Here is a 25351-nt window from a genome sequence, read left to right as displayed (position 1 = left end):
GTGGCCGACGCATGGTTTGAAACCGTCGCCATCGCGCAGCAACGCGCCAAGCGGCGGCTGCCGAAATCGGCCTATTCGTCGCTGATTTCGGCCAGCGAGAAGGGAGTCACGGTCTCCGACAACGTGGCAGCCTACAGCGAACTCGGATTCGCGCCGCACGTGATCGGTGCGCAGGAGAAGCGCGACTTGTCGACCAGCGTTATGGGGCAAGACATTTCGCTACCCGTGCTGATCTCACCGACCGGCGTGCAGGCGGTGCACCCCGACGGCGAGGTCGCCGTGGCGCGTGCCGCCGCGGCCCGTGGCACCGCCATGGGGCTGTCATCGTTCGCCAGCAAGCCGATCGAAGAGGTCATCGCGGCGAACCCCAAGGTGTTCTTTCAGGTGTACTGGCTGGGTGACCGCGACGCGATCGCCGCGCGGGTCGAGCGCGCTCGCGCCGCCGGGGCGGTGGGGCTGATCGTCACCACCGACTGGAGCTTCTCGCACGGCCGGGACTGGGGCAGCCCGTCGATCCCGGAGAAGATGGACTTCAAGACCATCGTCAAGATGAGCCCGGAGGTCATCACCAAACCGCGGTGGTTCCTGCAGTGGGCTAAGACCATGCGGCCCCCGGAGCTGCGGGTGCCCAACCAGGCCCGCCGCGGCGAGCCGGGCCCCCCGTTCTTTCAGGCGTACGGGGAGTGGATGGGCACTCCGCCGCCGACCTGGGAGGACATCGCCTGGCTGCGCGAGCTGTGGGGCGGCCCGTTCATGCTCAAGGGCGTGATGCGCGTCGATGACGCCAAAAAGGCGGTGGACGCCGGGGTTTCGGCCATTTCGGTCTCGAATCACGGTGGCAACAATCTGGACGGCACGCCGGCCTCGATCCGTGCCCTGCCCGCGGTGGCGGCCGCCGTCGGCGATCAGATCGAGGTGCTGCTCGACGGCGGCGTCCGGCGCGGCAGCGACGTCGTCAAGGCCGTCGCGTTGGGAGCGCGCGCGGTGATGATCGGCCGCGCCTATCTGTGGGGGCTGGCCGCGGCCGGCCAACCGGGCGTGGAGAACGTTCTCGACATCTTGCGGGGCGGCATCGACTCGGCGCTGATGGGTCTCGGGTTGTCCTCGGTTCACGACCTCGGACCCGACCACGTCCTGGTGCCGTCCGGATTCACCCGGGCGCTGGGCGTGCACTCGGGCGGCGCGTAGGGAAAGCCTGGCCATGCCGGGCGGACATCTCCGGATTAAGTGACGCGGCCGCAAATCGTGATACGGGCGGGGTAACCGTGACGGACGAGCCCACGATTCGAACGCCCGGTGAACGGCCGGAGAAAAAAAGTTATTTTCAAGCTCCAACAATTGGTGCACGCCAGGTGAATTCGTCCTACCATCACCGAGTGTCCGTACTCGGCGACTTGGGAACCGCGACGTCGAGCCAGCTATCGAGCATGTCGGCGTCGGTATTGGTTCCGCTGGGGTCGACCGAACAACACGGCCCGCACCTGCCGCTGGACACCGACACCCGGATCGCGACGGCGGTCGCCGTCGGCGCTGCGCCGCGCCTCGGACCCGACTGGCTGGTGGCGCCCGCCGTCGCCTACGGCGCCAGCGGCGAGCACCAGAGTTTCGCCGGAACGGTCTCGCTGGGCACCGAGGCGTTGACGTTGCTGCTGGTCGAGTACGGCAGGTCAGCGGCCGCCTGGGCCCGGCGCCTGGTCTTCGTCAACGGTCACGGCGGCAACGTCACGGCGTGCAGCCGGGCGGTGGCCCAGTTGCGCGCCGAGGGCCGCGACGTCGGCTGGTCTGCCTGCCTGACCGCCGGCGGCGACGCCCACGCCGGCCATACCGAAACATCACTGTTGCTGCACATCTCACCGGCCGTCGTCCGGACCGACGAGTGGGTGCCGGGCAACGTCGCACCCCTGCCCGAGCTGCTCGGGTCGATGCGCCGTGGGGGAGTCGCGGCGGTCAGCCCGGTCGGCGTGCTGGGCGACCCGACCACCGCCACCGCCGCCGAGGGCGAGCGGATCTTGACCGAGATGGTCGACGGGTGTGTCCGTCGAGTCGTCCGATGGCGGCCCGGGCCGGACGGGATGCTCAGGTGACCGCGCCCCGGCTGCCGAACGGGTTCGCCGTTCAGGTCGACCGCCGCGTGCGGGTGCTCGGCGACGGCTCGGCGCTGCTCGGCGGTTCGCCGACCCGGCTGCTGAAGTTGGCCCCCGCCGCGCAGGACATGCTCTCGGATGGCCGGCTGAAGGTGCGCGACGACCTCAGCGCCCAGCTTGCCCGCACGCTGCTGGACGCCACGGTGGCACATCCGCGGCCCGCCGGTGGGCCGTCACACCATGACGTGACGGTGGTAATCCCGGTGCGCGACAACCTTTCTGGAGTGCGCCGCTTGGTCAGCTCCCTGCGTGGGCTGCGCATCGTCGTGGTGGACGACGGCTCGTTTCCTCCCGTCGAACCGGAAGATTTCGTCGGCGCGCACTGTGACATCGAGGTGCTGCGCCACCACCGCAGCAAGGGCCCGGCGGCGGCCCGCAACACCGGGCTGGCGGCCTGCCGGACGGACTTCGTCGCCTTCCTGGACTCCGATGTCGCGCCGCGCCGGGGCTGGCTGGAGGCCCTGCTCGGTCACTTCTGCGATCCCACGGTCGGCCTGGTCGCGCCCCGCATCGTGGGCCTGTCGCACAACGAGAACGTCGTGGCGCGCTACGAGGCGGTGCACTCCTCGCTCGACCTCGGGGAGCGTGAGGCGCCCGTGCTGCCGCACAGCACGGTGTCCTACGTGCCCAGCGCGGCGATCATCTGCCGGTGTGCGGCGATCCGGGGGGTCGGCGGGTTCGACGAGACCCTGCAGTCCGGCGAGGACGTCGACCTGTGCTGGCGGCTCATCGAGGCCGGCGTTCGGCTGCGCTACGAGCCGATCGCGCTGGTCGCCCACGACCACCGCACCGAGTTGCGGGATTGGCTTGCGCGCAAAGCCTTTTACGGCGGTTCGGCGGCCCCGCTCTCGGTACGCCACCCGGACAAGACGGCCCCGGTGGTGATTTCCGGCTGGGCGCTGATGACGTGGATCCTGATGGCGTTCGGGTCCACCCTGTCGCGGCTGGTGTCCGTGGTCTTCGCCGTGTTGACCGGTCACCGGATCGCGCGGGCGATGCGCAACGCCGAGACGTCGATGACCGATGTCGCGATGATCGCGGGACGCGGCCTGTGGTCCGCGGCGTTGCAGCTGGCGTCCGCGCTGTGCCGGCACTACTGGCCGCTGGCGTTGCTGGCCGCGGCCATGTCGCGTCACTTCCGGCGGGTCGTTCTGGTCGCGGCCGTCATGGATGGGGTGGTCGACTGGCTTCGCCGCCGCGACGCCATCAGCGACGATGTCGAACCGATCGGGCTGCCGACCTACCTGGTGCTCAAACGCGTCGACGACCTGGCGTACGGGCTCGGGTTGTGGTGGGGTGTGCTACGGGAGCGCAACGCGCGCGCCCTGAAGCCCCAGATCCGGAGTTAACCACCACCTTGACCGCAGCCGCCTCGCACAGCGATGTGCTGATCGTCGGCGCCGGCAGTGCAGGATCGGTTGTTGCGGAACGCCTTTCCGCCGATCCGCGGTGCACGGTGACGGTCCTCGAGGCGGGCCCGGCGCTCGACGACCCCGGACTGCTCGCCCAGACGGCCAACGGGTTGCAGTTGCCGATCGGCGCCGGCAGTCCGCTGGTCCAGCGCTACCAGACCCGGCTCACCGACGAACCGGTCCGCCAGCACCCGCTGGTGCGCGGGGCGACGGTGGGCGGATCGGGCGCCATCAACGGCGGCTACTTCTGCCGCGGGTTGCCGCGGGACTTCGATCGCCTCGCCATCGAGGGCTGGGGATGGTCCGACGTGCTGGACAGCTTCCGCGCCATCGAGAACGACCTGGACTTCGATGGTCCCGCCCACGGCAACAGCGGGCCCATCCAGGTGCGCCGCACGCACGAAATGACCGGGACCACCGAGCGATTCATCGCCGCCGCCGAGCGCGCCGGATTCGGCTGGATTCCCGACCTCAATGACTGTGCGCCGGAGCACGTTTCGGGAATCGGGGCCGTCCCGCTCAACATCGTCGACGGCGTACGGCGCGGCCCCGGCGCGGGCTACCTGATCCCGGCGCTGAGCCGGCCGAACCTGCACCTGCGCGCGCGGACCCGGGCCGCCCGGTTGCGTTTCGCCGGCACCGTCGCGGTCGGCGTCGACGCGATGGGTCCCGGCGGAGGGGTGACCCTGACCGCCGACCGGGTCGTGTTGTGCGCCGGCGCGATCGAAACGGCGCGGCTGCTCATGGCCTCGGGTATCGGCGACGAACCGATGCTGAGCGCCGCGGGAGTACCGGTGGTGGTGCCGCTGCCGGTGGGCACGTCGTTCACCGACCATGCCGAGTGGGTGCTGCCCACCGAATGGGCGGTGGCACCCGGACGGCCCGTGCTCGAGGTGGTGCTCTGCACGGCCGACGATCTCGAGATCAGGCCTTACACAGGCGGATTCGTCGCGATGACCGGTGACGGCACCGCCGGGCATGCCGACTGGCCCCACATCGGGGTGGCGCTGATGCAGCCACGCGCGCGCGGGCGCATTTCGCTGGTCTCGGCCGATCCCGACGTGGCGCCGCGGATCGAACACCGCTACGACAGCGAGCCCGAAGACGTCGCGGCGCTGCGCCGCGGCAGCGAGCTGGCCCGCGAATTGTCCCGCGGCACAATCGATGCCGCGGCGGCAATCTGGTCGACGTCCCAACACCTGTGCGGCACCGCACCGATGGGCCCCGACGCCGACCCGCGCGCCGTCGTCGACTCCCGCTGCCGGGTGCTCGGCATCGACAACCTGTGGGTGATCGACGGCTCTATCCTCCCCGCGATCACCAGCCGCGGCCCGCACGCCACGATCGTGATGATCGGGCACCGGGCCGCAAAGTTCGTTCAGTGATGGCGAAGGCAGTGGGCGGGCCGCGACGCGGTCACCGAAAGCGGCGACCGGGCAGCGGCCCGCCCGAAGAGACCGCGGAGATCATGCGGTCCACGTAGATGGCCACGACAAGTGGCTGTGCGCGCGCAGATGTGCGTCGCGCGAACGATGCGTCGCAATATTCGTGGACGGCACGACCGCCATCTCATTGTTCGATAGCTCGTGCTTGTCTTTGGTCAGTTACCTCCTCTCGCCGAAGTGCGAAAGACGTTGGCATGACGGAGGCGAACGCTCCCGCGCCCTGATCGCCGCGCATGCCGGCTGAACCACGCTCGTAACGCCCATCAACACCACATCCACCTCGGGAGTACAGAGATGATTTGTATCTGTCGATATACATCTCTGATACCAGATACGGCGAGCGGTCGCAAGTATTTCGCGGCGGTGTCTTACGCGTTGAATCCACTGTTGGACAACGGCATTGGGGCTGGGGCGTTCAGTGACGCGACGGCAGCCGTCGCACCGGGCGAACAGCCGGACGTCCAGCAGTGGTTGCCTGCAACGCCAGGCGCAATTCGAGGCCGCCCAACCCCGCGGCGATCACCGCGCCGACGACGAGCCCGCCCCACACCACCAGGGCTACGGCGATGCGGGCGACGGCCGGCGTCCAGTTTCGTGCCCGCAGGCTGTCGTCGACGCCGCTCGCGTCAGTACGCTGGTGCTGGTCAGACCGAACGAAGGTGTCGACCATGCGGTGCGCCTCCTAGCGAGGGTGCGAAGTTTCGAGACCAATAGTCTTGTAGGCAGACCGATAGTCTCGTGTTGGAACCGGGAGGTGGGTCACAATTACCGCCGAGACGTCCGACCCGCGCCCCGCGCGGTCGCGGGCCAGGCTGCTGGAAGCCGCCGTCACGCTGTTGCGTGCCGGGGGTCCCAGCGCGGTGACCGTCGACGCCGTGACCCGCACCGCCAACGTCGCCAGGGCGACCCTGTATCGCCACTTCCCGAGCGGAAACGATTTACTGGCAGCCGCTTTCAACAGCCTGATTCCGGCGTCGCCCGCCCCGCCGGCGGAGGGTTCGCTGCGCGACCGCCTGATCGCGGTGGTGCTGGCCCAGGCCGAATCCGTGGCGCAGGCGCCCACCCTCATGACCGCGATGTCGTGGCTGGCGCTGGGACGTGATCTGGAGGGCCTGCCCGAGCCGCGGCGCAGCGGCAACGCCGACAGCGCGGCGATCACCACCCTGCGCGAGCGCATCGCCCAGCAGTACGCGGAGCCCTTCGATGCCATCTTCGACAGCCCGCAGGCCGCCGAGCTGGGGGAGGTGGACCGGTCGCGGGCGATCGCCCTGCTCATCGGCCCGCTGGTGCTGGGCCGCCTGTCCACCCTGCCCGATTTCGACTACCGCCAGTGCGCGCTGGCCGCCGTCGACGGCTTCTTACATGTGCAGTGCGGCACGGCGGGCGCGGCCGACGTCGAATCGGCCGGGGCCTAAGCGTCTGCCGCCCGCCGCCTGGAGCCCTCTGACCAGCCCGTTTGGGCTCCGGCGCTACCCTCGTCGAGTCGGGTGCGGGGGATTCGGCCCGAGATCGCGGCCGAATTTTGTCGGGGCACGATCTTCAGGCATACTGTTCAGGTTGCCTTGAGCCGGGTTTGCGCCTGGTCGGGCATACGACCAGCGTCCAAACGGGCGCGTCCGGTCCCATCCTTTGAGAGCGACGAATTTCGATCGCGGATGAGGCTGCGTGAGGGTGACACGCCCGACCGCGGGGGCCGGTGGACCACGACAGGTAAACAGCGGCGCAGTATCCGGCGCAACGCTCGATCGGCCCAGAGTTGGCCGGCCCGATCGGCGCGCCGGTGGCACCAGGCCCGGATTCGGGCCTCAACAGGAGTGAGGGTAGGAGAAGCGTGGCGGGACAGAAGATCCGCATCAGGCTTAAGGCCTACGACCATGAGGCTATTGACGCGTCGGCGCGCAAGATCGTCGAGACCGTCGTCCGCACGGGTGCCAGTGTTGTAGGTCCGGTGCCGCTGCCGACTGAGAAGAACGTGTATTGCGTCATCCGCTCCCCGCACAAGTACAAGGACTCGCGGGAGCACTTCGAGATGCGCACGCACAAGCGGCTGATCGACATCCTCGACCCGACGCCGAAGACCGTCGACGCGCTGATGCGCATCGACCTTCCGGCCAGTGTCGACGTCAACATCCAGTAGGAGATCCAGACTCATGGCAAGAAAAGGCATTCTGGGTACCAAGCTGGGCATGACGCAGGTGTTCGACGAGAACAACAGGGTCGTGCCGGTGACGGTCGTCAAGGCCGGCCCGAACGTGGTGACCCGGATCCGTACCCCCGAGCGCGACGGCTACAGCGCCGTGCAGCTGGCCTACGGCGAGATCAGTCCCCGCAAGGTCAACAAGCCGGTGACCGGTCAGTACGCCGCCGCGGGAGTGAACCCGCGCCGGTTCCTGGCCGAGCTGCGGCTGGAGAACCCCGAGGCGGTCGCCGAGTACGAGGTCGGCCAGGAGCTGACGGCGGAGATCTTCGCCGACGGCGCCTACGTCGACGTCACGGGAACCTCGAAGGGCAAGGGCTTCGCCGGCACCATGAAGCGCCACGGCTTCCGAGGCCAGGGCGCCAGCCACGGTGCCCAGGCGGTGCACCGCCGCCCGGGCTCGATCGGTGGCTGCGCCACCCCCGCCCGGGTGTTCAAGGGCACCCGGATGTCGGGCCGGATGGGTAGCGACCGGGTGACCGTCCAGAACCTGTTGGTGCACAAGGTCGATACCGAGAACGGCGTGCTGCTGATCAAGGGCGCGGTCCCCGGCCGCACCGGTGGACTCGTCGTGGTCCGCAGCGCGGTCAAACGAGGTGAGAAGTGATGGCACAAGGCTCCAAGACGCTCAAGATCGACGTCAAGACGCCGGCCGGCAAGGTCGAGGGCTCGATCGAGCTGCCGGCCGAATTGTTCGACGCGCCGGCCAATATCGCGCTGATGCACCAGGTCGTCACCGCGCAGCGGGCGGCGGCTCGCCAGGGCACGCACTCGACCAAGACGCGCGGCGACGTCAGCGGCGGTGGCCGTAAGCCGTACCGGCAGAAGGGAACCGGCCGGGCCCGCCAGGGTTCGACGCGGGCCCCGCAGTTCACCGGCGGTGGCGTCGTGCACGGTCCCAAGCCCCGCGACTACAGCCAGCGCACCCCCAAGAAGATGATCGCCGCGGCGTTGCGCGGCGCGTTGTCCGACCGGGCGCGCAACGGCCGCATTCACGCGATCACCGAGCTGGTCTCCGGTCAGACGCCGTCCACCAAGAACGCCAGGGCGTTCCTGGGCACGCTGACCGACCGCAAGCGGGTGCTGGTCGTGATCGGCCGCAGCGACGAGGCCGGCGCCAAGAGCGTGCGCAACCTGCCGGGCGTGCACATCCTGGCCCCCGACCAGCTCAACACCTATGACGTGCTGCGCTCGGACGACGTGGTGTTCAGCGTCGAGGCGCTAAACGCCTACATCGCCGGGGCCACCGGCGGTGCCGCCGATAAAGATGTGGAGGTTTCGGCGTAAATGGCGACCATCACTGACCCCCGCGACATCATTCTGGGCCCGGTCATCTCGGAGAAGTCGTATTCGTTGCTCGACGACAACGTGTACACGTTTGTGGTGCACCCCGATTCGAACAAGACGCAGATCAAGATCGCCGTCGAGAAGATCTTCTCCGTCAAGGTCGCGTCGGTGAACACCGCGAACCGGCAAGGTAAGCGGAAGCGCACCAGGACCGGGTTCGGCAAGCGCAAGAGCACCAAGCGGGCCATCGTCACGCTGGCGCCGGGTAGCAAGCCGATCGATCTGTTCGGGGCACCGGCGTAGCCGCCGCGAGAGGAAACCTGATTAGACATGGCAATTCGTAAGTACAAGCCGACGAGCCCCGGCCGTCGCGGCTCGAGCGTGTCCGATTTCTCCGAGGTCACCCGTTCCACCCCGGAGAAGTCGCTGGTGCGCCCGCTGCACGGCCACGGTGGGCGAAACGCGCACGGCCGCATCACCACCCGCCACAAGGGTGGTGGCCACAAGCGCGCCTACCGGGTGATCGACTTCCGCCGCAACGACAAGGACGGCGTGAACGCGAAGGTCGCGCACATCGAGTACGACCCGAACCGGACCGCCAACATCGCGTTGCTGCATTTCCTGGACGGCGAGAAGCGCTACATCATTGCGCCGCAGGGACTTTCACAGGGCGACGTGGTGGAGTGCGGCCCGAACGCGGACATCAAGCCGGGTAATAACCTGCCGCTGCGCAACATCCCGGCCGGTACCGTGATCCACGCCGTCGAACTGCGACCGGGCGGTGGCGCCAAGCTGGCGCGGTCGGCCGGGTCGAGCATCCAGCTGCTCGGTAAAGAGGGCACCTACGCGTCGCTGCGTATGCCCAGCGGTGAGATCCGCCGCGTCGACGTGCGCTGCCGCGCCACTGTCGGCGAGGTCGGCAACGCCGAGCAGGCGAACATCAACTGGGGCAAGGCCGGCCGGATGCGGTGGAAGGGCAAGCGCCCTTCGGTTCGTGGTGTGGTCATGAACCCGGTGGACCACCCGCACGGTGGTGGTGAGGGTAAGACCTCCGGTGGTCGTCACCCGGTGAGCCCGTGGGGCAAGCCCGAGGGCCGCACCCGCCACCCGAACAAGGCCAGTAACAAGCTCATTGTCCGACGCCGGCGCACCGGCAAGAAGCACGGTCGCTAGGAAGTCAGGAGTAGCACATGCCACGCAGCCTGAAGAAGGGCCCGTTCGTCGATGGCCACCTGCTCAAGAAGGTGGACACGCAGAACGAGAAGAACACCAAACAGGTGATCAAGACATGGTCGCGGCGTTCGACGATCATTCCTGACTTCATCGGCCACACCTTCGCCGTCCACGACGGACGCAAGCACGTCCCGGTGTTCGTCACCGAGTCGATGGTCGGCCACAAGCTTGGTGAGTTCGCGCCCACCCGAACCTTCAAGGGACACATCAAGGACGACCGGAAGGCCAAACGGCGATGACCACAACGGAATTCCCATCGGCGGTGGCCAAAGCGCGTTTCGTGCGGGTGTCGCCGAGAAAGGCGCGCCGGGTGATCGACCTGGTGCGCGGCCGCTCGGTGGCCGACGCGCTGGACATCTTGCGCTGGGCGCCGCAGGCCGCCAGCGAGCCGGTGGCCAAGGTGATCGCGAGTGCCGCGGCCAACGCGCAGAACAACGACGGGCTGGACCCGGCGACCCTGGTGGTCGCCACCGTCTACGCCGACGAGGGACCTACTGCCAAGCGCATCCGTCCGCGCGCCCAGGGCCGCGCGTTCCGGATTCGCAAGCGCACCAGCCACATCACGGTCGTGGTGGAAAGCCGGCCGGGCAAGGACCAGGGGTCGGCGAAGTCGGCGCGGACCCGTCGCGCCGAGGCCAGCAAGGCCGCCTCGAAGGCACCCGCCAAGAAGGCGCCGGCCAAGAAGGCGCCGGCCAAGAAGGCCGCCACCAAAGCGCCCGCCAAGAAGGCCGCACCAAAAGCCGAAGCCAAGACGTCTGAGACCTCTGACGCGAAGGGAGGCTCAGACTAGTGGGCCAGAAGATCAATCCGCACGGCTTCCGGCTGGGCATCACCACCGACTGGAAGTCACGCTGGTACGCCGACAAGCAGTACGCGGACTACGTCAAGGAGGACGTCGCGATCCGGCGGCTGCTGTCGACCGGCCTGGAGCGCGCCGGGATCGCCGACGTGGAGATCGAGCGCACCCGTGATCGGGTCCGGGTCGACATCCACACCGCGCGTCCCGGCATCGTCATCGGCCGTCGCGGCACCGAGGCCGACCGGATCCGCGCCGACCTGGAGAAGCTGACCGGCAAGCAAGTGCAGCTCAACATCCTCGAGGTCCGAAACCCGGAATCCCAGGCGCAATTGGTGGCCCAGGGCGTCGCCGAGCAGCTGAGCAACCGCGTGGCGTTCCGCCGGGCGATGCGCAAGGCCATCCAGTCCGCGATGCGCCAGCCCAACGTCAAGGGCATCCGGGTGCAGTGCTCCGGACGTCTCGGTGGTGCCGAGATGAGCCGCTCGGAGTTCTACCGCGAGGGCCGGGTGCCGCTGCACACGCTGCGCGCCGACATCGACTACGGCCTGTACGAAGCCAAGACGACCTTCGGCCGGATCGGCGTGAAGGTGTGGATCTACAAGGGCGACATCGTCGGTGGGAAGCGCGAATTGGCCGCCGCGGCTCCGGCGGGCGCCGAGCGCTCGCGTCGCGAGCGTCCGTCGGGCACCCGCCCGCGTCGCAGTGGGGCGTCGGGCACCACGGCCACCAGCACCGAAGCCGGTCGCGCCGCAGCGAGCGCAGAAGAGGGAGCAGCCGCCGCGACCCAGACCGCACCCGCTGCAGAACCACAAAGCACGGAGAGCTGAATCATGTTGATTCCCCGCAGGGTTAAACACCGCAAGCAGCATCACCCCCGCCAGCGCGGCATCGCCAGTGGCGGCACGGCGGTGAACTTCGGCGACTACGGCATCCAGGCTCTGGAGCACGCCTACGTCACCAACCGGCAGATCGAATCCGCTCGTATCGCCATCAACCGGCACATCAAGCGTGGCGGCAAGGTGTGGATCAACGTCTTCCCCGACCGCCCGCTGACCAAGAAGCCCGCCGAAACCCGGATGGGTTCGGGTAAGGGCTCGCCCGAGTGGTGGGTCGTCAACGTCAAGCCGGGCCGGGTGCTGTTCGAACTCAGCTACCCCAACGAGCAGACCGCCCGCGCGGCTCTGACGCGTGCAATCCACAAGTTGCCGATCAAGGCACGCATCGTCACTCGAGAGGATCAGTTCTGATGGCAGTGGGAACTTCGCCTGGCGAACTGCGTGAGCTCACCGAAGAGGAGCTGACCGAGCGGTTGCGCGAATCCAAGGAAGAGCTGTTCAACCTGCGTTTCCAGATGGCGACCGGGCAGCTCACCAACAACCGCCGGCTCCGCACGGTGCGTCAGGAGATCGCGCGGGTCTACACCGTGCTGCGCGAACGAGAACTGGGCTTGGCTTCCGGGCCCGACGGTAAGGAATCGTGATGGCAGAAGCCAAGAAGGCCGCCCCGAAGAAGGCCGCCCCGAAGAAGGCCGCCGCAACCGAGGCCGCGTCGAAGGACAAGGGCCCCAAGCACACTCCGGCCAACCCGAAGGTGCGGGGCCGCCGCAAGGTGCGCATCGGCTACGTGGTGAGCGACAAGATGCAGAAGACCATCGTGGTCGAGCTCGAAGACCGCGTGCGTCACCCGCTGTACGGCAAGATCATCCGGACCACCACCAAGGTCAAGGCGCACGACGAGAACAGCACCGCCGGAATCGGCGACCGCGTCTCGCTGATGGAGACCCGCCCGACGTCGGCGACCAAGCGTTGGCGGCTCGTCGAAATCCTGGAAAAGGCGAAGTAAGCCCTTTCAGCTAGCGGCAGCGAACGCCCGGCCCCGGGTGTAGTCTGCGGCGATGGCGACTGGGTCGGGGCAGTTCAACGGGAAGATCGAGCTCGACATCCGGGACTCCGAACCGGATTGGGGGCCCTACGCCGCGCCGACGGCACCGCCGAGCGCGCCCAACGTCCTGTACCTGGTGTGGGATGACACGGGCATAGCGACCTGGGACTGCTTCGGTGGCTTGGTCGAAATGCCCGCCATGTCGCGCATCGCCGAGCGCGGCATCCGGCTGTCGCAATTCCACACCACCGCCCTGTGTTCGCCGACCCGGGCGTCGTTGCTCACCGGCCGCAACGCCACCACCGTCGGCATGGCCACCATCGAGGAGTTCACCGAGGGCTTCCCCAACGCCAACGGCCGCATCCCGTTCGAAACCGGCCTGCTCTCCGAGGCTCTCGCCGAACGCGGATACAACACCTACTGCGTGGGCAAATGGCACCTGACGCCCCTCGAGGAATCGAACCTCGCCTCGACCAAGCGGCACTGGCCGACCTCGCGCGGCTTCGAACGGTTCTACGGATTCATGGGCGGGGAGACGGATCAGTGGTATCCCGACCTGGTCTACGACAACCACCCGGTGACTCCGCCGGGCACCCCGGAGGACGGTTACCACCTGTCGAAGGACATCGCCGACAAGACCATCGAATTCATCCGCGACGCCAAAGTGATTGCGCCGGAAAAGCCTTGGTTCTCCTACGTATGCCCCGGCGCCGGGCATGCGCCACATCACGTCTTCTCCGAATGGGCGGACCGCTACGCCGGCAAGTTCGACATGGGCTACGAGCGATACCGCGAGGTGGTGCTTGAGCGACAGAAGGCGCTGGGCATAGTGCCGGCCGACACCGAATTATCGCCGGTGAACCCGTATCTCGATGTCAAGGGGCCGAGTGGCGAGCCGTGGCCGCTGCAGGACACAGTGCGGCCCTGGGATTCGCTGAACGACGAGGAGAAGAGGCTGTTCTCCCGGATGGCCGAAGTGTTCGCCGGGTTCCTGAGCTACACCGACGCCCAGATCGGCCGGATCCTGGACTATCTCGAGGATTCGGGGCAGCTCGACAACACCATCATCGTGGTCATCTCCGACAACGGCGCCAGCGGCGAGGGCGGCCCGAACGGATCGGTCAACGAGGGCAAGTTCTTCAACGGCTATATCGACACCGTCGAAGAGAGCATGAAGATGTTCGAACACCTAGGCGGCCCCGAGACCTACAACCATTACCCGATCGGATGGGCGATGGCTTTCAATACGCCCTACAAGCTGTACAAGCGCTACGCCTCCCATGAGGGCGGCATTGCCGACACGGCAATCATCTCGTGGCCCAAGGGAATTCCCGCACATGGGGAAGTCCGCGACAACTACGTCAACGTCTGCGACATCACCCCGACCGTCTACGACCTGCTGGGCATGACGCCGCCGGAGACCGTCAAAGGCATCGTCCAGAAGCCGCTGGACGGCGTGAGCTTCAAAGCGGCCCTTGCCGATCCGGGTGCCGACACCGGCAAGAGCACCCAGTTCTACACCATGCTGGGCACCCGCGGCATCTGGCACCGGGGCTGGTTCGCCAACACCGTGCACGCGGCTACCCCGGCCGGCTGGTCGCATTTCGACGCCGACCGTTGGGAACTGTTCCACATCGAGGTCGACCGGAGCCAGTGCCACGACCTGGCAGCCAAAAACCCGGACAAACTCGAAGAACTCAAGGCGCTGTGGTTCTCGGAGGCGGCCAAGTACAACGGGTTGCCGCTGGCGGATCTGAACATCATGGAGACGCTGACGCGGCAGCGGCCATATCTGGTCAGCGAACGCAATAGCTATCTTTACTACCCCGATTGCGCCGACGTGAGCATCGGTGCCGCGGCCGAAATCCGCGGCCGGTCCTTCTCGGTGCTGGCCAAGGTGTCCGTCGACACCACCGGCGCCGAGGGCGTGCTGTTCAAGCAGGGCGGCGCGCACGGCGGGCATGTGCTGTTCATCCAGGATGGTCGGCTGCACTACGTATACAACTTCCTCGGCGAGCGCCAGCAGGAGGTCTCCTCGTCCGGCGCGGTGCCCCTCGGCCGACATCTGTTCGGCGCCAGCTATTCGCGCACTGGAACGGTCGAGAACAGTCACACGCCGCTGGGCGACGTCACCCTGTTCATCGACGACCAGGTCGTCGGCACGCTGGCCGGCGTGATCACCCACCCCGGAACCTTCGGGCTCGCCGGTGCCGGTATCACGGTCGGCCGCAACGGCGGGTCGGGTGTGTCCAGCCGTTACAAGGCGCCGTTCACGTTCACCGGCGGCACCATCACCCAGGTCACCGTCGACCTGTCCGGCCGGCCCTACGTGGACGTGGAAGCCGAGATGGCGCTTGCCTTTTCGCGGGACTGACGTATCGGCACGCGAAAAGCCGGCGAATCGGTGCCGGTACCGGCTTGCCAGGCAAACAAACTCCGGATGAACTGGTGCGGCTCCCGGCTGCGCGTCGAAGTTTGCGCGTAGTGCGACGCGGGGGCCGCCGAGCCTGCGGACCGGTTTCGCTGGCCCGCCGCGCAGCGCTGGGGCTGTCGGCGAAAATTACCTAAATATGACGAATTGTCAATCTTCACCCGTGCCGGACGGGAGTTCGCTAGCATCCGTCCTCGAGTGTCCGGTTTCCTCACGGAGGTGTTGACCGATGACCCACCAAGCGCCACCTTCGCCACCGCCTCCGGCGCCGTCGGAGCAACCACCTGCGAAACCTCCTGTTTCGGCCGCGCCCGACCGGCGCAAGCGGCGCAGGGTCGTTGCCGTGGCCGCAGTCGCGGGCTTCGTCGCCGTGTATGCGCTGTCACTGTTCGGCGTGCATCTGCTGGCGAAATCGGGAGGCCCGCTCAAGCCGCCCGACCTCAACGCCACCAATGACACCGTCGTGCTGGTGCGGCTGGAAAAGCTGGACACCACCGCGAACCGATTGACGGTGAAGGTGCTGGTGATCCCTGAGGAGTCGATGTTCGACAAACGTCTCGAAGTGCTCCAGACCGACACCGCAGTGCGGATGGATCCCCCGAACGACCTCGGCGACTTGCAGTACCCGGCCGGCAAGTCGCCAGCGCAGGTCGCGACCACCATCGAGGCACACGGCGACCCGAACAATTGGCCGTTCGATTCCTACCGCACCGACACCCTGTCCGCCGATGTGCTTGTCGGCCAGGGGGATGCGCGCCGCTACGTACCGGCACGGGTGGAGGTGACCGGCGGCTTGGATGGCTGGGACGTCAGCGTTCAGCGCGTCGGCGAAGCCAGTCAGGACTCGGATCGCGCCGACAACGTCGTCATCACCTTGCACCGGGCCAAGGGGCCGCTGATCTTCGACTTAGGCATCTGCTTGGTGCTCTTCGCGCTACCCGCATTAGCCTTCGCCGTGGTGATCCAAATCGCCTTGGGCAGAAGGAAATTCGTTCCGCCATTCGTGACGTGGTTCGCCGCCATGTTGTTCGCCGTCATCCCCATTCGCAACTTCTTGCCAGGTGCGCCCCCGCCGGGCGCGTGGATCGACCAAGTGCTGGTGATCTGGGTGCTGATCGCGTTGGTCGCGGCGATGGCTCTTTACATGCTCACCTGGTATCGGCAATCCGATTAGGGCGCTCGACCGGCGTAGCCTGACGGGGTGCTAAGCGAGCTGGTCGACCTCCCGGGCGGTTCCTTCCGCATGGGCTCGACGAGCTTCTACCCCGAAGAGGCGCCGATCCACACCGTGACGGTGGGTCCGATTGCGGTGGAACGGCATCCGGTGACCAACGCGCAGTTCGCCGAATTCGTCGACGCTACCGGGTATGTGACGGTGGCCGAGCAGCCGATCGATCCGGCGCTGTACCCGGGAGCGAGCCCGGACGAGTTATGTCCGGGCGCAATGGTTTTCCGGCCGACACCCGGGCCGGTCGACCTGCGCGACTGGCGACGGTGGTGGGAGTGGGTGCCGGGGGCGAGCTGGCGCCACCCGTTCGGGCCCGATAGCGCTGTCGCGGACCGCGGCGACCATCCGGTCGTGCAGGTGGCGTACCCGGACGCGGCGGCCTATGCGCGCTGGGCCGGCCGGCGGCTGCCGACCGAGGCCGAGTGGGAGTACGCGGCCCGGGCCGGGTCCACGACGACGTACTCCTGGGGAGACGAGGCCACGAGCGCTGGCCGATTGATGGCCAATACCTGGCAGGGCGATTTCCCGTACCGCAATGAGGGGGCGCGCGGCTGGGTGGGAACCTCGCCCGTTGGGACGTTCGCCCCCAACGGCTTTGGGCTTGTCGACATGATCGGCAACGTGTGGGAGTGGACGGCGACCGAGTTCGCCGCGCATCACCGGCTCGATCAGCCGCCCAAGTCCTGCTGCACCCCGTCGGCTCCCGCCAATCCGTCCGTCAGCCAGACCCTGAAGGGCGGCAGCCACCTGTGCGCGCCCGAGTACTGCCACCGCTACCGTCCCGCGGCCCGGTCGCCGCAATCGCAGGACTCCGCGACGACGCACATCGGATTTCGCTGCGTGGCGGACCCACCGTCGGCGTAACAAATCCGCTCGCAAGTTGTCGGCGGCCGATGGCATAATCGAATGTATGTTCGAAGACGTGATCGCCCGGTTCGACGAGTTGGTCGAGCGACACCATCCGTCGTCGACGCCGGCGTCCGCGGCGCTGCTGGAGCGGATCGGTGCGTTTTCGCGGGTCGAGAACCGCGCGGCGGCCGAGCAGTTGACGGCGATCGGGGAGTTGTTTTCGTACCGGCTCTCGCGCTGTTCGGAGTGCGAGGACTGGGCGGTCGACACCGAGGCGGCGGTGAGCGCGGAAGTGGCCGCGGCGTTGCGGATCAGTCAGGGCCTGGCCGCCAGCCGGGTGCGGTACGCGCGGGCGATGCGTGAGCGGTTGCCGAAAGTGGGCGCGGTGTTCGCGGCCGGGGATATCGGCTACCTGATGTTTCAGACGATCGTGTTCCGCACTGATTTGATCACCGATTCCGATGTGTTGGCGGCGGTGGACGCCGAGTTGGCGGTCAACGTGGCGCGGTGGCCGTCGATGACCCGGGGCCGGCTGGCCGCGCAGGTGGACAAGGTGGTGGCCAAGGCCGATGCGGATGCGGTGCGGCGCCGCAAGGAACGTGCGGCCGGGCGCGAGGTGTGGGTCGCCGACATGGGGGAGGGGTTGGCGCATCTGGAGGGCACCTTGCTCGCCCCGGACGCGCACGCGTTGGACAAGCGGTTGGATGCGTTGGCGGGCACGGTGTGTGAGCATGATCCGCGTACCCGCGAGCAGCGCCGCGCCGATGCGGTGGGGGCGTTGGCTGCCGGGGCGGACCGGTTGGGCTGTCGGTGCGGGCGATCGGAGTGCGCCGCGGGGAAGCGGCCCGCGTCGAGCCCGGTGCTGATTCACGTGATCGCCGAACAGGCCGGTCTGGACGGCCGCGGTTCGGCGGTCGCCGCTCAGATAGGTGCGCAGGGTTTGATCCCGCCGGAGTTGCTCGCCGAGTTGGCCGCCTCGGCCACGCTGGCGCCGCTGATTCATCCCGGCGACGCGCCGCCGGAACCCGGTTATGTGCCGTCCAAGGCGCTGGCCGATTTCGTGCGGTGCCGGGATTTGACGTGTCGCTGGCCCGGGTGTGATCGCCCGGCGTCCGACTGCGACCTTGACCATACGATCCCGTACGCCGACGGCGGGCCCACGCACGCCTCGAATCTCAAGTGCTTATGCCGCACACATCATTTGGTGAAAACGTTTTGGGGCTGGCGCGATCAGCAGTTGCCCGACGGCACGCTGATCTTGACCTCGCCGGCCGGACACACGTATGTCACCACTCCGGGCAGCGCGCTGCTGTTTCCCAGCCTGTGCATGGCCACCGGCGCGATACCGGCCCCCGAGGCCGACCCATCCCCCGATTACTGCTCCGACCGCACCGCGATGATGCCCAAACGTCGCACCACCCGGGCCCAAAACCGCGCCCATCGCGTCGCCACCGAACGGCGGCAAAACCACCATGCCCGCCTACCGAAACGCCGAGAACGTGAGGCCGCTTACTTCGGCCCCGCACCTCCGGCCGAAGGGGACGACGACCCGCCGCCATTCTGATTGGCGCGCAACCTTTTACCCAGGGGCGACGGCGAACAGACGCCACTCGCCGGGCACGCCCTTGAGCTGGTGAGCGCCGCGTTCCTCGAACTCGAGCCCTGAGCCGATCACTAAGTCGCGCAGTGTGCTGGAGACCAGCACGTCGATCGGCCCGGCCAGGGCGCTCACCCGCGCGCCGATGTGCACGCCGATGCCGCCGATGTCGTCGCCGCGGACCTCGCACTCGCCGGTGTGCACCCCGGCACGCACCTGGATGCCCAGCGCCCGCACCGCGTCACGAATTGCCAAGGCGCAGCGGATCGCTCGCTGCGGGCCGTCAAACATCGCGAGGAAGCCGTCACCTGACGTGTTCACCTCGCGGCCCCGGAAGCGGGACAGCTGTGAGCGCACGATCGCGTCGTGTGCGTCGAGCAACGCACGCCAGTCCCGATCACCCATATCGGCCGCGCGCCGCGTCGAATCCACGATGTCGGTGAACAACACCGTGGCGAGTACCCGATCATCGGCCACGTCGGCCTGCTCGCCGGTGAGGAACTCGGCGATCACCTGGAAGCATTCGCGCCACGGTTCGACGAAGTGATACGAGTTGCGTCCAGGCAGCTCAACGTATGTCGCGCCCGAAATGCGATCGGCGACGTCCTTCCCTAAAACCGGCAGGGCGATCGGGTCGTCGGCGTGGTGCACGACGAGAGTGGGCACGCGGATTGTCGGAAGCACCGCCCGCACATCCATTTCAGCCAGCAGCGGCTGCATGAGGGCGACGGTCGCTGGGCTCGCCGCCAAGCGTTCGTATCGGGCCCACGCTGCCCGGATCTCCTCATTCCACGGCATATCCGGATTAAGCACATGCTCGAGTTCTCCCGTGCCCCACATGGCGACCACGGCGGCAATGATTTCTTCGGCCGCGGGCGCTTCAGTCGTCAATTCGGCCTGCGGAATGGCGTAGCCCTCAAGCACGACGAGCGCGCTGGTGCGGGACGGATGTGATGCCGCGAACAGCGCCCCCGTCGCGAACGAGCCATCGAAGGTGACGAGGACCGCTTCGCGACTTTCGAGCTCGTCCAATACGGCGGTGATGCTGTCGGCCCACTGCTCCAAAGTCGGAAGGGCTCCCGGCGTGACCGGATCAGACGCTCCCGTGCCCGGCTGGTCCAAAAAGATCAGTCGCCCGAGCGACGTCATGGCCTCGACCCATCCTTGAACGGACGGTAGCTCCGGAAGAAGCTCGCAGCACGTGAACCAGTTCGGGACGACCACGATGTCTCGAGAACCTTCACGCGACGCGCGGTAGGCGACGCGCAGGTCCCCATTCATCGCATACCGCGTCTCGGAGAACATTGCGGAAGTCTAGTTCTCAGTAGGCGGCTCAGCAGGCGTTTCCGCAGTTCAAGAGCGTGCAGCGGAGGGATTCCTCGGCGATTTGAAGCCTTCAGTAGCCGAAGACGCTCCGGGTCTCGCTGGTCCTCGCGCAGAATTTGGCTCTGAGCTGGTCGTCCCCTAGACTCTAGGGGTTGCCTTGGGCAGACCTCGGCCGGTGCGAATCGGCCCCGCGTGCCCTTCGGTGACAAAGACCGCGCACGTCAGGTTTTTGGTGGGTCATGCCCGCCGAATGCTCACCCAGGTGGGTTCTCCTGCCGTGCACACGCAACCAGGTCAGGAGATCGAGTGATTCAGCAGGAATCGCGACTGAAGGTCGCCGACAACACCGGCGCCAAGGAGATCTTGTGCATCCGTGTGCTCGGCGGTTCGTCGCGACGCTACGCCGGCATCGGTGATGTCATCGTCGCCACCGTCAAGGACGCCATTCCCGGTGGCAACGTCAAGCGTGGCGATGTCGTCAAGGCCGTCGTGGTGCGCACGGTCAAGGAGCGCCGTCGCCCCGACGGCAGCTACATCAAGTTCGACGAGAACGCCGCGGTGATCATCAAGCCCGACAACGACCCGCGCGGGACGCGCATCTTCGGGCCGGTGGGCCGCGAACTGCGCGAGAAGCGGTTCATGAAGATCATCTCGCTTGCCCCGGAGGTTTTGTAAATGAAGGTCCGTAAAGGCGACACCGTCCTGGTCATCGCCGGCAAGGACAAGGGCGCCAAAGGCAAGGTGTTGCAGGCTTACCCGGAACGCGACCGAGTGCTGGTCGAGGGCGTCAACCGGATCAAGAAGCACACCGCGATTTCGACCAACCAGCGCGGAGCGCAGTCGGGCGGCATCGTCACCCAGGAAGCCCCCATCCACGTCTCCAACGTGATGGTCGTCGACTCGGACGGTAAGCCCGCCCGCGTCGGTTACCGGGTCGACGAGGAGACCGGCAAGCGGGTTCGTATCTCCAAGCGCAACGGCAAGGACATCTGATGAGCACTGCAGAGAAAGTTCAGCCGCGCCTGAAAGAGCGCTACCGCAGCGAGATTCGTGATTCGCTGCAGCAGCAGTTCGGCTACGCCAACGTCATGCAGATCCCGACGGTGACCAAGGTCGTCGTCAACATGGGTGTCGGCGATGCGGCGCGGGACGCGAAGTTGATCAACGGCGCGGTCAGCGACCTGAGTCTGATCACCGGGCAACGCCCCGAGATCCGTCGCGCGCGCAAGTCCATCGCGCAGTTCAAGCTGCGCGAGGGCATGCCGATCGGTGCGCGGGTCACCCTGCGCGGGGACCGGATGTGGGAGTTCCTCGACCGGCTCACCTCGATCGCGCTGCCCCGTATCCGCGACTTCCGCGGGCTGTCGCCCAAGCAGTTCGACGGCGTCGGCAACTACACCTTCGGGCTCGCCGAGCAGTCGGTGTTCCACGAGATCGACGTGGACAAGATCGACCGGGTCCGCGGCATGGACATCAACGTCGTCACCTCGGCGACGAATGACGACGAAGGGCGAGCGCTGTTGCGGGCTCTCGGCTTTCCGTTCAAGGAGAACTGAGTAGATGGCAAAGAAGGCACTGGTCAACAAGGCCGCGCGCAAGCCGAAGTTCGCGGTGCGCGGCTACACGCGTTGCAACAAGTGCGGCCGCCCGCGCGCGGTCTTCCGCAAGTTCGGCCTGTGCCGGATCTGCCTGCGCGAGATGGCACACGCGGGCGAACTGCCCGGCGTGCAGAAGAGCAGCTGGTAACAGCCCTAACCCCCAAGACCAACCCAGAAAAGGTGCGCGACAGGCCCGGACCGGGAACCATCGCGAGGAAGGTACCAACGCTGTCATGACGATGACGGACCCGATCGCAGACTTCTTGACACGTCTGCGCAACGCCAATTCGGCGTATCACGACGAGGTGACGCTGCCGCACTCGAAGCTCAAGGCGAACATCGCCCAGATCCTCAAGAGCGAGGGCTACATCACCGATTACCGGACCGAGGATGCTCGAGTCGGCAAGTCGCTGGTCGTCCAGCTCAAGTACGGGCCGAGCCGGGAGCGCAGCATCGCCGGCCTGCGCCGCGTGTCCAAACCCGGTTTGCGGGTGTACGCGAAATCCACCAATCTGCCGCGCGTGCTCGGTGGCCTGGGTGTGGCGATCATCTCCACTTCCTCGGGCCTGCTGACCGACCGCCAGGCAGCCCGACAGGGCGTGGGCGGCGAAGTCCTCGCGTACGTCTGGTAAGGGCGGGGAGGTAACGAAACACTATGTCTCGCATTGGTAAGCAGCCGGTTCCGGTTCCGTCCGGAGTCGACGTGACGATCGATGGCCAGAAGGTTTCGGTGAAGGGGCCCAAGGGTGTCCTGGATCTGACGGTGGCCGAGCCGATCACCGTGTCGCGCAACGACGATGGCGCGATCGTGGTCACCCGTCCGAACGACGAGCGGCGCAACCGCTCGCTGCACGGACTGTCGCGCACCCTGGTGTCCAACCTGGTCACCGGCGTGACCGAGGGATACACCACCAAGATGGAGATCTTCGGCGTGGGTTACCGCGTGCAGCTCAAGGGCTCCAACCTCGAGTTCGCGCTGGGCTACAGCCACCCCGTGGTGATCGAGGCTCCGGACGGCATCACGTTCGCCGTGCAGTCGCCGACGAAGTTCTCCATCACCGGGATCGACAAGCAGAAGGTCGGCCAGATCTCGGCGAACATTCGCCGTCTGCGCCGCCCCGACCCGTACAAGGGCAAGGGTGTGCGCTACGAGGGTGAGCAGATCCGCCGCAAGGTCGGAAAGACAGGTAAGTGATCATGGCGCAAACAAAAGCTGACACCGCCGCGCGAAAGCCGGTGGGGCAGAGCGTTTCCGCGACCCGGCGCGTCTCTCGGCTGCGCAGGCACGCGCGGCTGCGCAAGAAGCTCGCAGGTACCCCGCAGCGGCCGCGGCTGGTGATCAACCGGTCCTCGCGACACATTCACGTGCAACTGGTCAACGACGAGAACGGGACCACGGTCGCCGCCGCGTCGTCGATCGAGGACGACGTGCGCAGCCTGCAGGGGGACAAGAAAGCCCGCAGCGTGCGGGTGGGCCAGCTGATCGCCGAGCGCGCGAAGGCCGCCGGCATCGACAGCGTGGTCTTCGACCGTGGCGGATACACCTACGGCGGACGGATCGCGGCACTGGCCGATGCCGCACGCGAGAACGGATTGCAATTCTGATGGACAACAGCTTGAACACGACTGGAAGGACCGCATAATGGCGGAGCAGCCGACCGGCGGACAGGGCGCCGGCGACAGCCGTGACTCGCGCGGTGACCGCGACAGCCGCGGTCGCCGTGGCGACGGCGGTCGTGGCGGCCGCGACCGCGACGGCGACAAGAGCAACTATCTGGAGCGGGTTGTCGCGATCAACCGTGTCTCCAAGGTGGTCAAGGGTGGTCGACGTTTCAGCTTCACCGCATTGGTGATCGTCGGCGACGGCCACGGCATGGTCGGTGTCGGCTACGGCAAGGCCAAGGAGGTGCCCGCGGCCATCGCCAAGGGCGTCGAGGAGGCCCGCAAGGGCTTCTTCCGGGTGCCGCTGATCCGCGGGACCATCACCCACCCGGTGCAGGGTGAGGCCGCCGCCGGCGTGGTGCTGCTGCGCCCGGCCAGCCCGGGTACCGGTGTGATCGCCGGTGGCGCGGCGCGCGCGGTGCTGGAATGCGCCGGCGTGCACGACATCCTGGCGAAGTCGCTGGGTAGTGACAACGCGATCAACGTGGTGCACGCGACCGTCGCCGCGCTGAAGCTGCTGCAGCGTCCCGAGGAGGTGGCCGCTCGGCGCGGCCTGCCCATCGAGGACGTTGCGCCGGCCGGAATGCTCAAGGCGCGCCGCGAAAGCGACGCGATGGCCAGTGCGGCCGCGCGAGAGGCCCAGACTTCGGGGGCACAACCATGAGCAGTCAACTGAAGATCACCCAGGTGCGCAGCACCATCGGGGCCCGCTGGAAGCAGCGCGAGTCCCTGCGCACCCTGGGTCTGCGGCGGATTCGCCACTCGGTGATCCGCGAGGACAACGCGCAGACCCGCGGCCTGATCGCGGTGGTCAGCCACCTCGTCGAGGTGGAGCCGGCCGAGGCGAAGGCCACGGGCACCGGAGGTAGCAAGAAATGACGATCAAGCTGCACGATCTCAAGCCCGCGCGCGGTTCGAAGACCGCCCGCACCCGGGTCGGTCGCGGTGAGGGCTCCAAGGGCAAGACCGCCGGTCGCGGTACCAAGGGCACCAAGGCACGCAAGAACGTGCCGGCGACCTTCGAGGGTGGCCAGATGCCGATCCACATGCGGCTGCCCAAGCTCAAGGGCTTCCGCAACCGGTTCCGCACCGAGTACGAGATCGTCAACGTCGGCGACCTCAATCGGCTTTTCCCGCAAGGTGGTTCGATCGGTGTGGACGAATTGGTGGCCAAGGGCGCGGTTCGCCGCAACTCCCTGGTCAAGGTTCTCGGCGACGGCAAGCTGACGGTCAAGGTCGAGGTGACGGCGCACAAGTTCAGCGGCAGTGCGCGCGAGAAGATCACCGCCGCAGGCGGTTCGGCGACCGAGCTGTCCTAGCTAGCTCACCTGCGGAATCACTTCCGCGGCAAGGCGTTCCATCTGCTCGCGGTTCTCTCCCGTGTCTTTGCCCACGGGATTGAGCAGCACCATCTGCGCCCCGGCGTCGATGACCTCACGCAACCCGCGCACCACGTCATCGGGGGTGCCGGACACCGGTACGTCCTGCACGCCGGGCATGCGTCCGTAGATGCGGTCCAGCCCGTCGAGCACTCGCTCCCGCGCCCGCGCGGCGTCGTCGTCGACCATCAGGTAGACCCGTTTGCCGATGGTGAAATTCGCGGCATCCTTCCGTTGCTCGTCGAGCTCGCGGCGCACCACGGTCACCGCCCCGGCGAACGCCTCGGTGGTCGACGAGCCGGCGCCCAGGAACGAGTCGCCGTGGCGCACCGCGCGGGCAAGGGCTTTCGGGGCGAGGCCCCCGAACCAGATCGGCGGGTGCGGCCGCTGTACCGGCTTGGGCTGGATGGGCAGGTCGTCGACGTCGCGGAAGCGACCGTGAAACGTCACCCGCGGCTCGTCGGACCACGCCGCCTTCATCAGCTCCAGGCCCTCGGTGAAATACGAGATGAAGGTGTCCTTCTCGACGCCGAAGGCGGCGAATTTCCGCCTGCCACCGCCGGGTGCGACACCGAGGTCGAGCCGGCCGTGGCTCAGTCGGTCGACCGCGGTCGCCGCCGACGCCAACTGCAGCGGGTCGTGCAACGAGGTCACCATCACCGCGACGCCCAGCCGCAGCCGCTCGGTGCAGGCCGCGCAGTACGCCAGCAGCTCCAGGGGCGCCAGTAGCGGTGCGGGCCCGACGATCTGCTCGAGCAGCCAGCCGCCCTCGAATCCGAGCTCTTCGGCGCGCGCGAGAAAGGCGCGCAGTCCCGCTCCGTCGAAGCCGTCGTAGTCGAACTGCGGGATCGCGATGGCAAAGCTCACCCGACCACCGTACGGC

Annotated in this window: 33 protein-coding genes; 30 read left to right on the top strand and 3 right to left on the bottom strand. The window is 67.4% G+C overall.

What is annotated here, in order from left to right:
• The 4 genes from mftD (at position 1) to mftG (ending at position 4941) form a co-directional block, all read left to right on the top strand.
• Positions 1 to 1188: a pre-mycofactocin synthase MftD gene (gene mftD, locus AC5Y7E_RS05395; RefSeq protein WP_499947859.1), complete on the top strand. Its 1188-nt coding sequence runs from the start codon at positions 1 to 3 to the stop codon at positions 1186 to 1188.
• 164 nt (positions 1189 to 1352) lie between these two features.
• Positions 1353 to 2084 carry a mycofactocin biosynthesis peptidyl-dipeptidase MftE gene (gene mftE, locus AC5Y7E_RS05390; RefSeq protein ID WP_499918205.1) on the top strand — a complete coding sequence of 244 codons (732 nt, stop codon included), beginning with the start codon at positions 1353 to 1355 and terminating at the stop codon, positions 2082 to 2084.
• On the top strand, positions 2081 to 3493 hold the full coding sequence (gene mftF, locus AC5Y7E_RS05385) for a mycofactocin biosynthesis glycosyltransferase MftF (protein WP_499918206.1): 1413 nt from the start codon (positions 2081 to 2083) through the stop codon (positions 3491 to 3493). The genes mftE and mftF overlap by 4 nt, the downstream gene beginning before the upstream one ends.
• Before the next feature lie 8 nt (positions 3494 to 3501).
• A complete protein-coding gene (mftG, locus tag AC5Y7E_RS05380) occupies positions 3502 to 4941 on the top strand; it encodes a mycofactocin dehydrogenase MftG (RefSeq protein ID WP_499947858.1) in 1440 nt (479 codons plus the stop codon).
• Positions 4942 to 5416: 475 nt separating this feature from the next.
• Here the strand turns inward: mftG and AC5Y7E_RS05375 are convergent, their stop codons facing one another.
• Complete coding sequence (locus AC5Y7E_RS05375) at positions 5417 to 5671, bottom strand: hypothetical protein (protein ID WP_499947856.1); 255 nt, start codon at positions 5669 to 5671, stop codon at positions 5417 to 5419.
• 145 nt (positions 5672 to 5816) lie between these two features.
• On the opposite strand from AC5Y7E_RS05375, the gene AC5Y7E_RS05370 reads away from it, so the two are divergent.
• From AC5Y7E_RS05370 to AC5Y7E_RS05295, 16 genes are all read left to right on the top strand, one after another.
• Positions 5817 to 6416, top strand: a complete 600-nt coding sequence (locus tag AC5Y7E_RS05370; protein WP_499948311.1) for a TetR/AcrR family transcriptional regulator — start codon at positions 5817 to 5819, stop codon at positions 6414 to 6416.
• Positions 6417 to 6832: 416 nt separating this feature from the next.
• Complete coding sequence (gene rpsJ, locus AC5Y7E_RS05365) at positions 6833 to 7138, top strand: 30S ribosomal protein S10 (protein WP_003873519.1); 306 nt, start codon at positions 6833 to 6835, stop codon at positions 7136 to 7138.
• Positions 7139 to 7151: 13 nt separating this feature from the next.
• Entirely contained in the window at positions 7152 to 7805 is a 654-nt protein-coding gene (gene rplC, locus AC5Y7E_RS05360; protein ID WP_499918210.1) for a 50S ribosomal protein L3, read from the top strand.
• Entirely contained in the window at positions 7805 to 8485 is a 681-nt protein-coding gene (gene rplD, locus AC5Y7E_RS05355) for a 50S ribosomal protein L4 (protein ID WP_499918211.1), read from the top strand. Before rplC ends, rplD begins: the two co-directional genes overlap by 1 nt.
• Positions 8486 to 8788 (top strand): 50S ribosomal protein L23, encoded by a 303-nt coding sequence (rplW, locus tag AC5Y7E_RS05350; RefSeq protein ID WP_067350595.1) that lies wholly within the window; start codon positions 8486 to 8488, stop codon positions 8786 to 8788.
• Between the two features lie 27 nt (positions 8789 to 8815).
• The gene (rplB, locus tag AC5Y7E_RS05345; protein WP_007773586.1) at positions 8816 to 9658 is read left to right on the top strand and encodes a 50S ribosomal protein L2; all 843 of its coding nucleotides are present in this window, start codon (positions 8816 to 8818) and stop codon (positions 9656 to 9658) included.
• Between the two features lie 17 nt (positions 9659 to 9675).
• Complete coding sequence (rpsS, locus tag AC5Y7E_RS05340; protein WP_008260806.1) at positions 9676 to 9957, top strand: 30S ribosomal protein S19; 282 nt, start codon at positions 9676 to 9678, stop codon at positions 9955 to 9957.
• Positions 9954 to 10508, top strand: a complete 555-nt coding sequence (gene rplV, locus AC5Y7E_RS05335) for a 50S ribosomal protein L22 (RefSeq protein ID WP_499918212.1) — start codon at positions 9954 to 9956, stop codon at positions 10506 to 10508. The genes rpsS and rplV overlap by 4 nt, the downstream gene beginning before the upstream one ends.
• Positions 10508 to 11344 carry a 30S ribosomal protein S3 gene (gene rpsC / locus AC5Y7E_RS05330; protein ID WP_499918213.1) on the top strand — a complete coding sequence of 279 codons (837 nt, stop codon included), beginning with the start codon at positions 10508 to 10510 and terminating at the stop codon, positions 11342 to 11344. The genes rplV and rpsC overlap by 1 nt, the downstream gene beginning before the upstream one ends.
• Before the next feature lie 3 nt (positions 11345 to 11347).
• Positions 11348 to 11764 carry a 50S ribosomal protein L16 gene (gene rplP / locus AC5Y7E_RS05325; protein WP_007773582.1) on the top strand — a complete coding sequence of 139 codons (417 nt, stop codon included), beginning with the start codon at positions 11348 to 11350 and terminating at the stop codon, positions 11762 to 11764.
• Complete coding sequence (gene rpmC, locus AC5Y7E_RS05320; protein ID WP_066999296.1) at positions 11764 to 11997, top strand: 50S ribosomal protein L29; 234 nt, start codon at positions 11764 to 11766, stop codon at positions 11995 to 11997. The genes rplP and rpmC overlap by 1 nt, the downstream gene beginning before the upstream one ends.
• The gene (gene rpsQ / locus AC5Y7E_RS05315) at positions 11997 to 12359 is read left to right on the top strand and encodes a 30S ribosomal protein S17 (protein WP_082983860.1); all 363 of its coding nucleotides are present in this window, start codon (positions 11997 to 11999) and stop codon (positions 12357 to 12359) included. The genes rpmC and rpsQ overlap by 1 nt, the downstream gene beginning before the upstream one ends.
• Before the next feature lie 52 nt (positions 12360 to 12411).
• Positions 12412 to 14772: an arylsulfatase gene (locus AC5Y7E_RS05310; protein WP_499947853.1), complete on the top strand. Its 2361-nt coding sequence runs from the start codon at positions 12412 to 12414 to the stop codon at positions 14770 to 14772.
• Positions 14773 to 15058: 286 nt separating this feature from the next.
• Positions 15059 to 16003 (top strand): DUF4436 domain-containing protein, encoded by a 945-nt coding sequence (locus AC5Y7E_RS05305; protein ID WP_499947850.1) that lies wholly within the window; start codon positions 15059 to 15061, stop codon positions 16001 to 16003.
• 27 nt (positions 16004 to 16030) lie between these two features.
• Positions 16031 to 16921: a formylglycine-generating enzyme family protein gene (locus AC5Y7E_RS05300; RefSeq protein WP_499947847.1), complete on the top strand. Its 891-nt coding sequence runs from the start codon at positions 16031 to 16033 to the stop codon at positions 16919 to 16921.
• 46 nt (positions 16922 to 16967) lie between these two features.
• On the top strand, positions 16968 to 18470 hold the full coding sequence (locus AC5Y7E_RS05295) for an HNH endonuclease signature motif containing protein (protein ID WP_499947845.1): 1503 nt from the start codon (positions 16968 to 16970) through the stop codon (positions 18468 to 18470).
• A 15-nt stretch (positions 18471 to 18485) separates the two neighbouring features.
• Here AC5Y7E_RS05295 and AC5Y7E_RS05290 read toward each other — a convergent pair whose 3' ends face one another.
• Positions 18486 to 19808, bottom strand: coding sequence for an adenylate/guanylate cyclase domain-containing protein (locus AC5Y7E_RS05290; protein ID WP_499947841.1), 1323 nt, complete (start codon positions 19806 to 19808; stop codon positions 18486 to 18488).
• A gap of 327 nt (positions 19809 to 20135) precedes the next feature.
• On the opposite strand from AC5Y7E_RS05290, the gene rplN reads away from it, so the two are divergent.
• From rplN to rplO, 10 genes are all read left to right on the top strand, one after another.
• The gene (rplN, locus tag AC5Y7E_RS05285; RefSeq protein ID WP_003403649.1) at positions 20136 to 20504 is read left to right on the top strand and encodes a 50S ribosomal protein L14; all 369 of its coding nucleotides are present in this window, start codon (positions 20136 to 20138) and stop codon (positions 20502 to 20504) included.
• On the top strand, positions 20505 to 20822 hold the full coding sequence (gene rplX, locus AC5Y7E_RS05280; protein ID WP_066999320.1) for a 50S ribosomal protein L24: 318 nt from the start codon (positions 20505 to 20507) through the stop codon (positions 20820 to 20822).
• Positions 20822 to 21385 carry a 50S ribosomal protein L5 gene (gene rplE / locus AC5Y7E_RS05275; protein ID WP_067122532.1) on the top strand — a complete coding sequence of 188 codons (564 nt, stop codon included), beginning with the start codon at positions 20822 to 20824 and terminating at the stop codon, positions 21383 to 21385. The genes rplX and rplE overlap by 1 nt, the downstream gene beginning before the upstream one ends.
• A 4-nt stretch (positions 21386 to 21389) precedes the next feature.
• Positions 21390 to 21575, top strand: coding sequence for a type Z 30S ribosomal protein S14 (locus tag AC5Y7E_RS05270; RefSeq protein WP_003873499.1), 186 nt, complete (start codon positions 21390 to 21392; stop codon positions 21573 to 21575).
• An 85-nt stretch (positions 21576 to 21660) separates the two neighbouring features.
• The gene (gene rpsH, locus AC5Y7E_RS05265; protein ID WP_406817042.1) at positions 21661 to 22059 is read left to right on the top strand and encodes a 30S ribosomal protein S8; all 399 of its coding nucleotides are present in this window, start codon (positions 21661 to 21663) and stop codon (positions 22057 to 22059) included.
• A gap of 23 nt (positions 22060 to 22082) precedes the next feature.
• Positions 22083 to 22622 carry a 50S ribosomal protein L6 gene (gene rplF, locus AC5Y7E_RS05260; protein WP_499920713.1) on the top strand — a complete coding sequence of 180 codons (540 nt, stop codon included), beginning with the start codon at positions 22083 to 22085 and terminating at the stop codon, positions 22620 to 22622.
• Between the two features lie 41 nt (positions 22623 to 22663).
• Complete coding sequence (gene rplR / locus AC5Y7E_RS05255; RefSeq protein ID WP_499920786.1) at positions 22664 to 23032, top strand: 50S ribosomal protein L18; 369 nt, start codon at positions 22664 to 22666, stop codon at positions 23030 to 23032.
• 37 nt (positions 23033 to 23069) lie between these two features.
• Entirely contained in the window at positions 23070 to 23753 is a 684-nt protein-coding gene (gene rpsE / locus AC5Y7E_RS05250) for a 30S ribosomal protein S5 (RefSeq protein ID WP_067346345.1), read from the top strand.
• Positions 23750 to 23968: a 50S ribosomal protein L30 gene (gene rpmD, locus AC5Y7E_RS05245; RefSeq protein WP_499920710.1), complete on the top strand. Its 219-nt coding sequence runs from the start codon at positions 23750 to 23752 to the stop codon at positions 23966 to 23968. Before rpsE ends, rpmD begins: the two co-directional genes overlap by 4 nt.
• Positions 23965 to 24408: a 50S ribosomal protein L15 gene (gene rplO / locus AC5Y7E_RS05240; RefSeq protein ID WP_064950241.1), complete on the top strand. Its 444-nt coding sequence runs from the start codon at positions 23965 to 23967 to the stop codon at positions 24406 to 24408. Before rpmD ends, rplO begins: the two co-directional genes overlap by 4 nt.
• On the opposite strand, the gene AC5Y7E_RS05235 is transcribed toward rplO, so the two are convergent.
• Positions 24409 to 25335: an LLM class flavin-dependent oxidoreductase gene (locus AC5Y7E_RS05235; RefSeq protein ID WP_499947839.1), complete on the bottom strand. Its 927-nt coding sequence runs from the start codon at positions 25333 to 25335 to the stop codon at positions 24409 to 24411.
• Positions 25336 to 25351 lie beyond the last annotated feature (16 nt).

It is taken from the genome of Mycobacterium sp. NGS17, from assembly GCF_059813205.1.
The sequence above is the reverse complement of the archived record's forward strand: the minus strand, read 5'-3'. Positions and strand labels throughout refer to the sequence as shown.

Coding starts and splice junctions, on each gene's coding strand:
- rplP (WP_007773582.1), top strand. CDS start 11,348: ATGTTGATTCCCCGCAGGGTTAAACACCGCAAGCAGCATCACCCCCGC.
- rpsE (WP_067346345.1), top strand. CDS start 23,070: ATGGCGGAGCAGCCGACCGGCGGACAGGGCGCCGGCGACAGCCGTGAC.
- AC5Y7E_RS05270 (WP_003873499.1), top strand. CDS start 21,390: ATGGCAAAGAAGGCACTGGTCAACAAGGCCGCGCGCAAGCCGAAGTTC.
- rplD (WP_499918211.1), top strand. CDS start 7,805: ATGGCACAAGGCTCCAAGACGCTCAAGATCGACGTCAAGACGCCGGCC.
- rplX (WP_066999320.1), top strand. CDS start 20,505: ATGAAGGTCCGTAAAGGCGACACCGTCCTGGTCATCGCCGGCAAGGAC.
- rpmD (WP_499920710.1), top strand. CDS start 23,750: ATGAGCAGTCAACTGAAGATCACCCAGGTGCGCAGCACCATCGGGGCC.
- rplO (WP_064950241.1), top strand. CDS start 23,965: ATGACGATCAAGCTGCACGATCTCAAGCCCGCGCGCGGTTCGAAGACC.
- rpsQ (WP_082983860.1), top strand. CDS start 11,997: ATGGCAGAAGCCAAGAAGGCCGCCCCGAAGAAGGCCGCCCCGAAGAAG.
- rplV (WP_499918212.1), top strand. CDS start 9,954: ATGACCACAACGGAATTCCCATCGGCGGTGGCCAAAGCGCGTTTCGTG.
- rplC (WP_499918210.1), top strand. CDS start 7,152: ATGGCAAGAAAAGGCATTCTGGGTACCAAGCTGGGCATGACGCAGGTG.
- AC5Y7E_RS05295 (WP_499947845.1), top strand. CDS start 16,968: ATGTTCGAAGACGTGATCGCCCGGTTCGACGAGTTGGTCGAGCGACAC.
- rplW (WP_067350595.1), top strand. CDS start 8,486: ATGGCGACCATCACTGACCCCCGCGACATCATTCTGGGCCCGGTCATC.
- rpsS (WP_008260806.1), top strand. CDS start 9,676: ATGCCACGCAGCCTGAAGAAGGGCCCGTTCGTCGATGGCCACCTGCTC.
- AC5Y7E_RS05305 (WP_499947850.1), top strand. CDS start 15,059: ATGACCCACCAAGCGCCACCTTCGCCACCGCCTCCGGCGCCGTCGGAG.
- AC5Y7E_RS05290 (WP_499947841.1), bottom strand. CDS start 19,808: ATGTTCTCCGAGACGCGGTATGCGATGAATGGGGACCTGCGCGTCGCC.
- rplE (WP_067122532.1), top strand. CDS start 20,822: ATGAGCACTGCAGAGAAAGTTCAGCCGCGCCTGAAAGAGCGCTACCGC.
- rpsH (WP_406817042.1), top strand. CDS start 21,661: ATGACGATGACGGACCCGATCGCAGACTTCTTGACACGTCTGCGCAAC.
- rplB (WP_007773586.1), top strand. CDS start 8,816: ATGGCAATTCGTAAGTACAAGCCGACGAGCCCCGGCCGTCGCGGCTCG.
- rplF (WP_499920713.1), top strand. CDS start 22,083: ATGTCTCGCATTGGTAAGCAGCCGGTTCCGGTTCCGTCCGGAGTCGAC.
- AC5Y7E_RS05375 (WP_499947856.1), bottom strand. CDS start 5,671: ATGGTCGACACCTTCGTTCGGTCTGACCAGCACCAGCGTACTGACGCG.
- rpmC (WP_066999296.1), top strand. CDS start 11,764: ATGGCAGTGGGAACTTCGCCTGGCGAACTGCGTGAGCTCACCGAAGAG.
- AC5Y7E_RS05310 (WP_499947853.1), top strand. CDS start 12,412: ATGGCGACTGGGTCGGGGCAGTTCAACGGGAAGATCGAGCTCGACATC.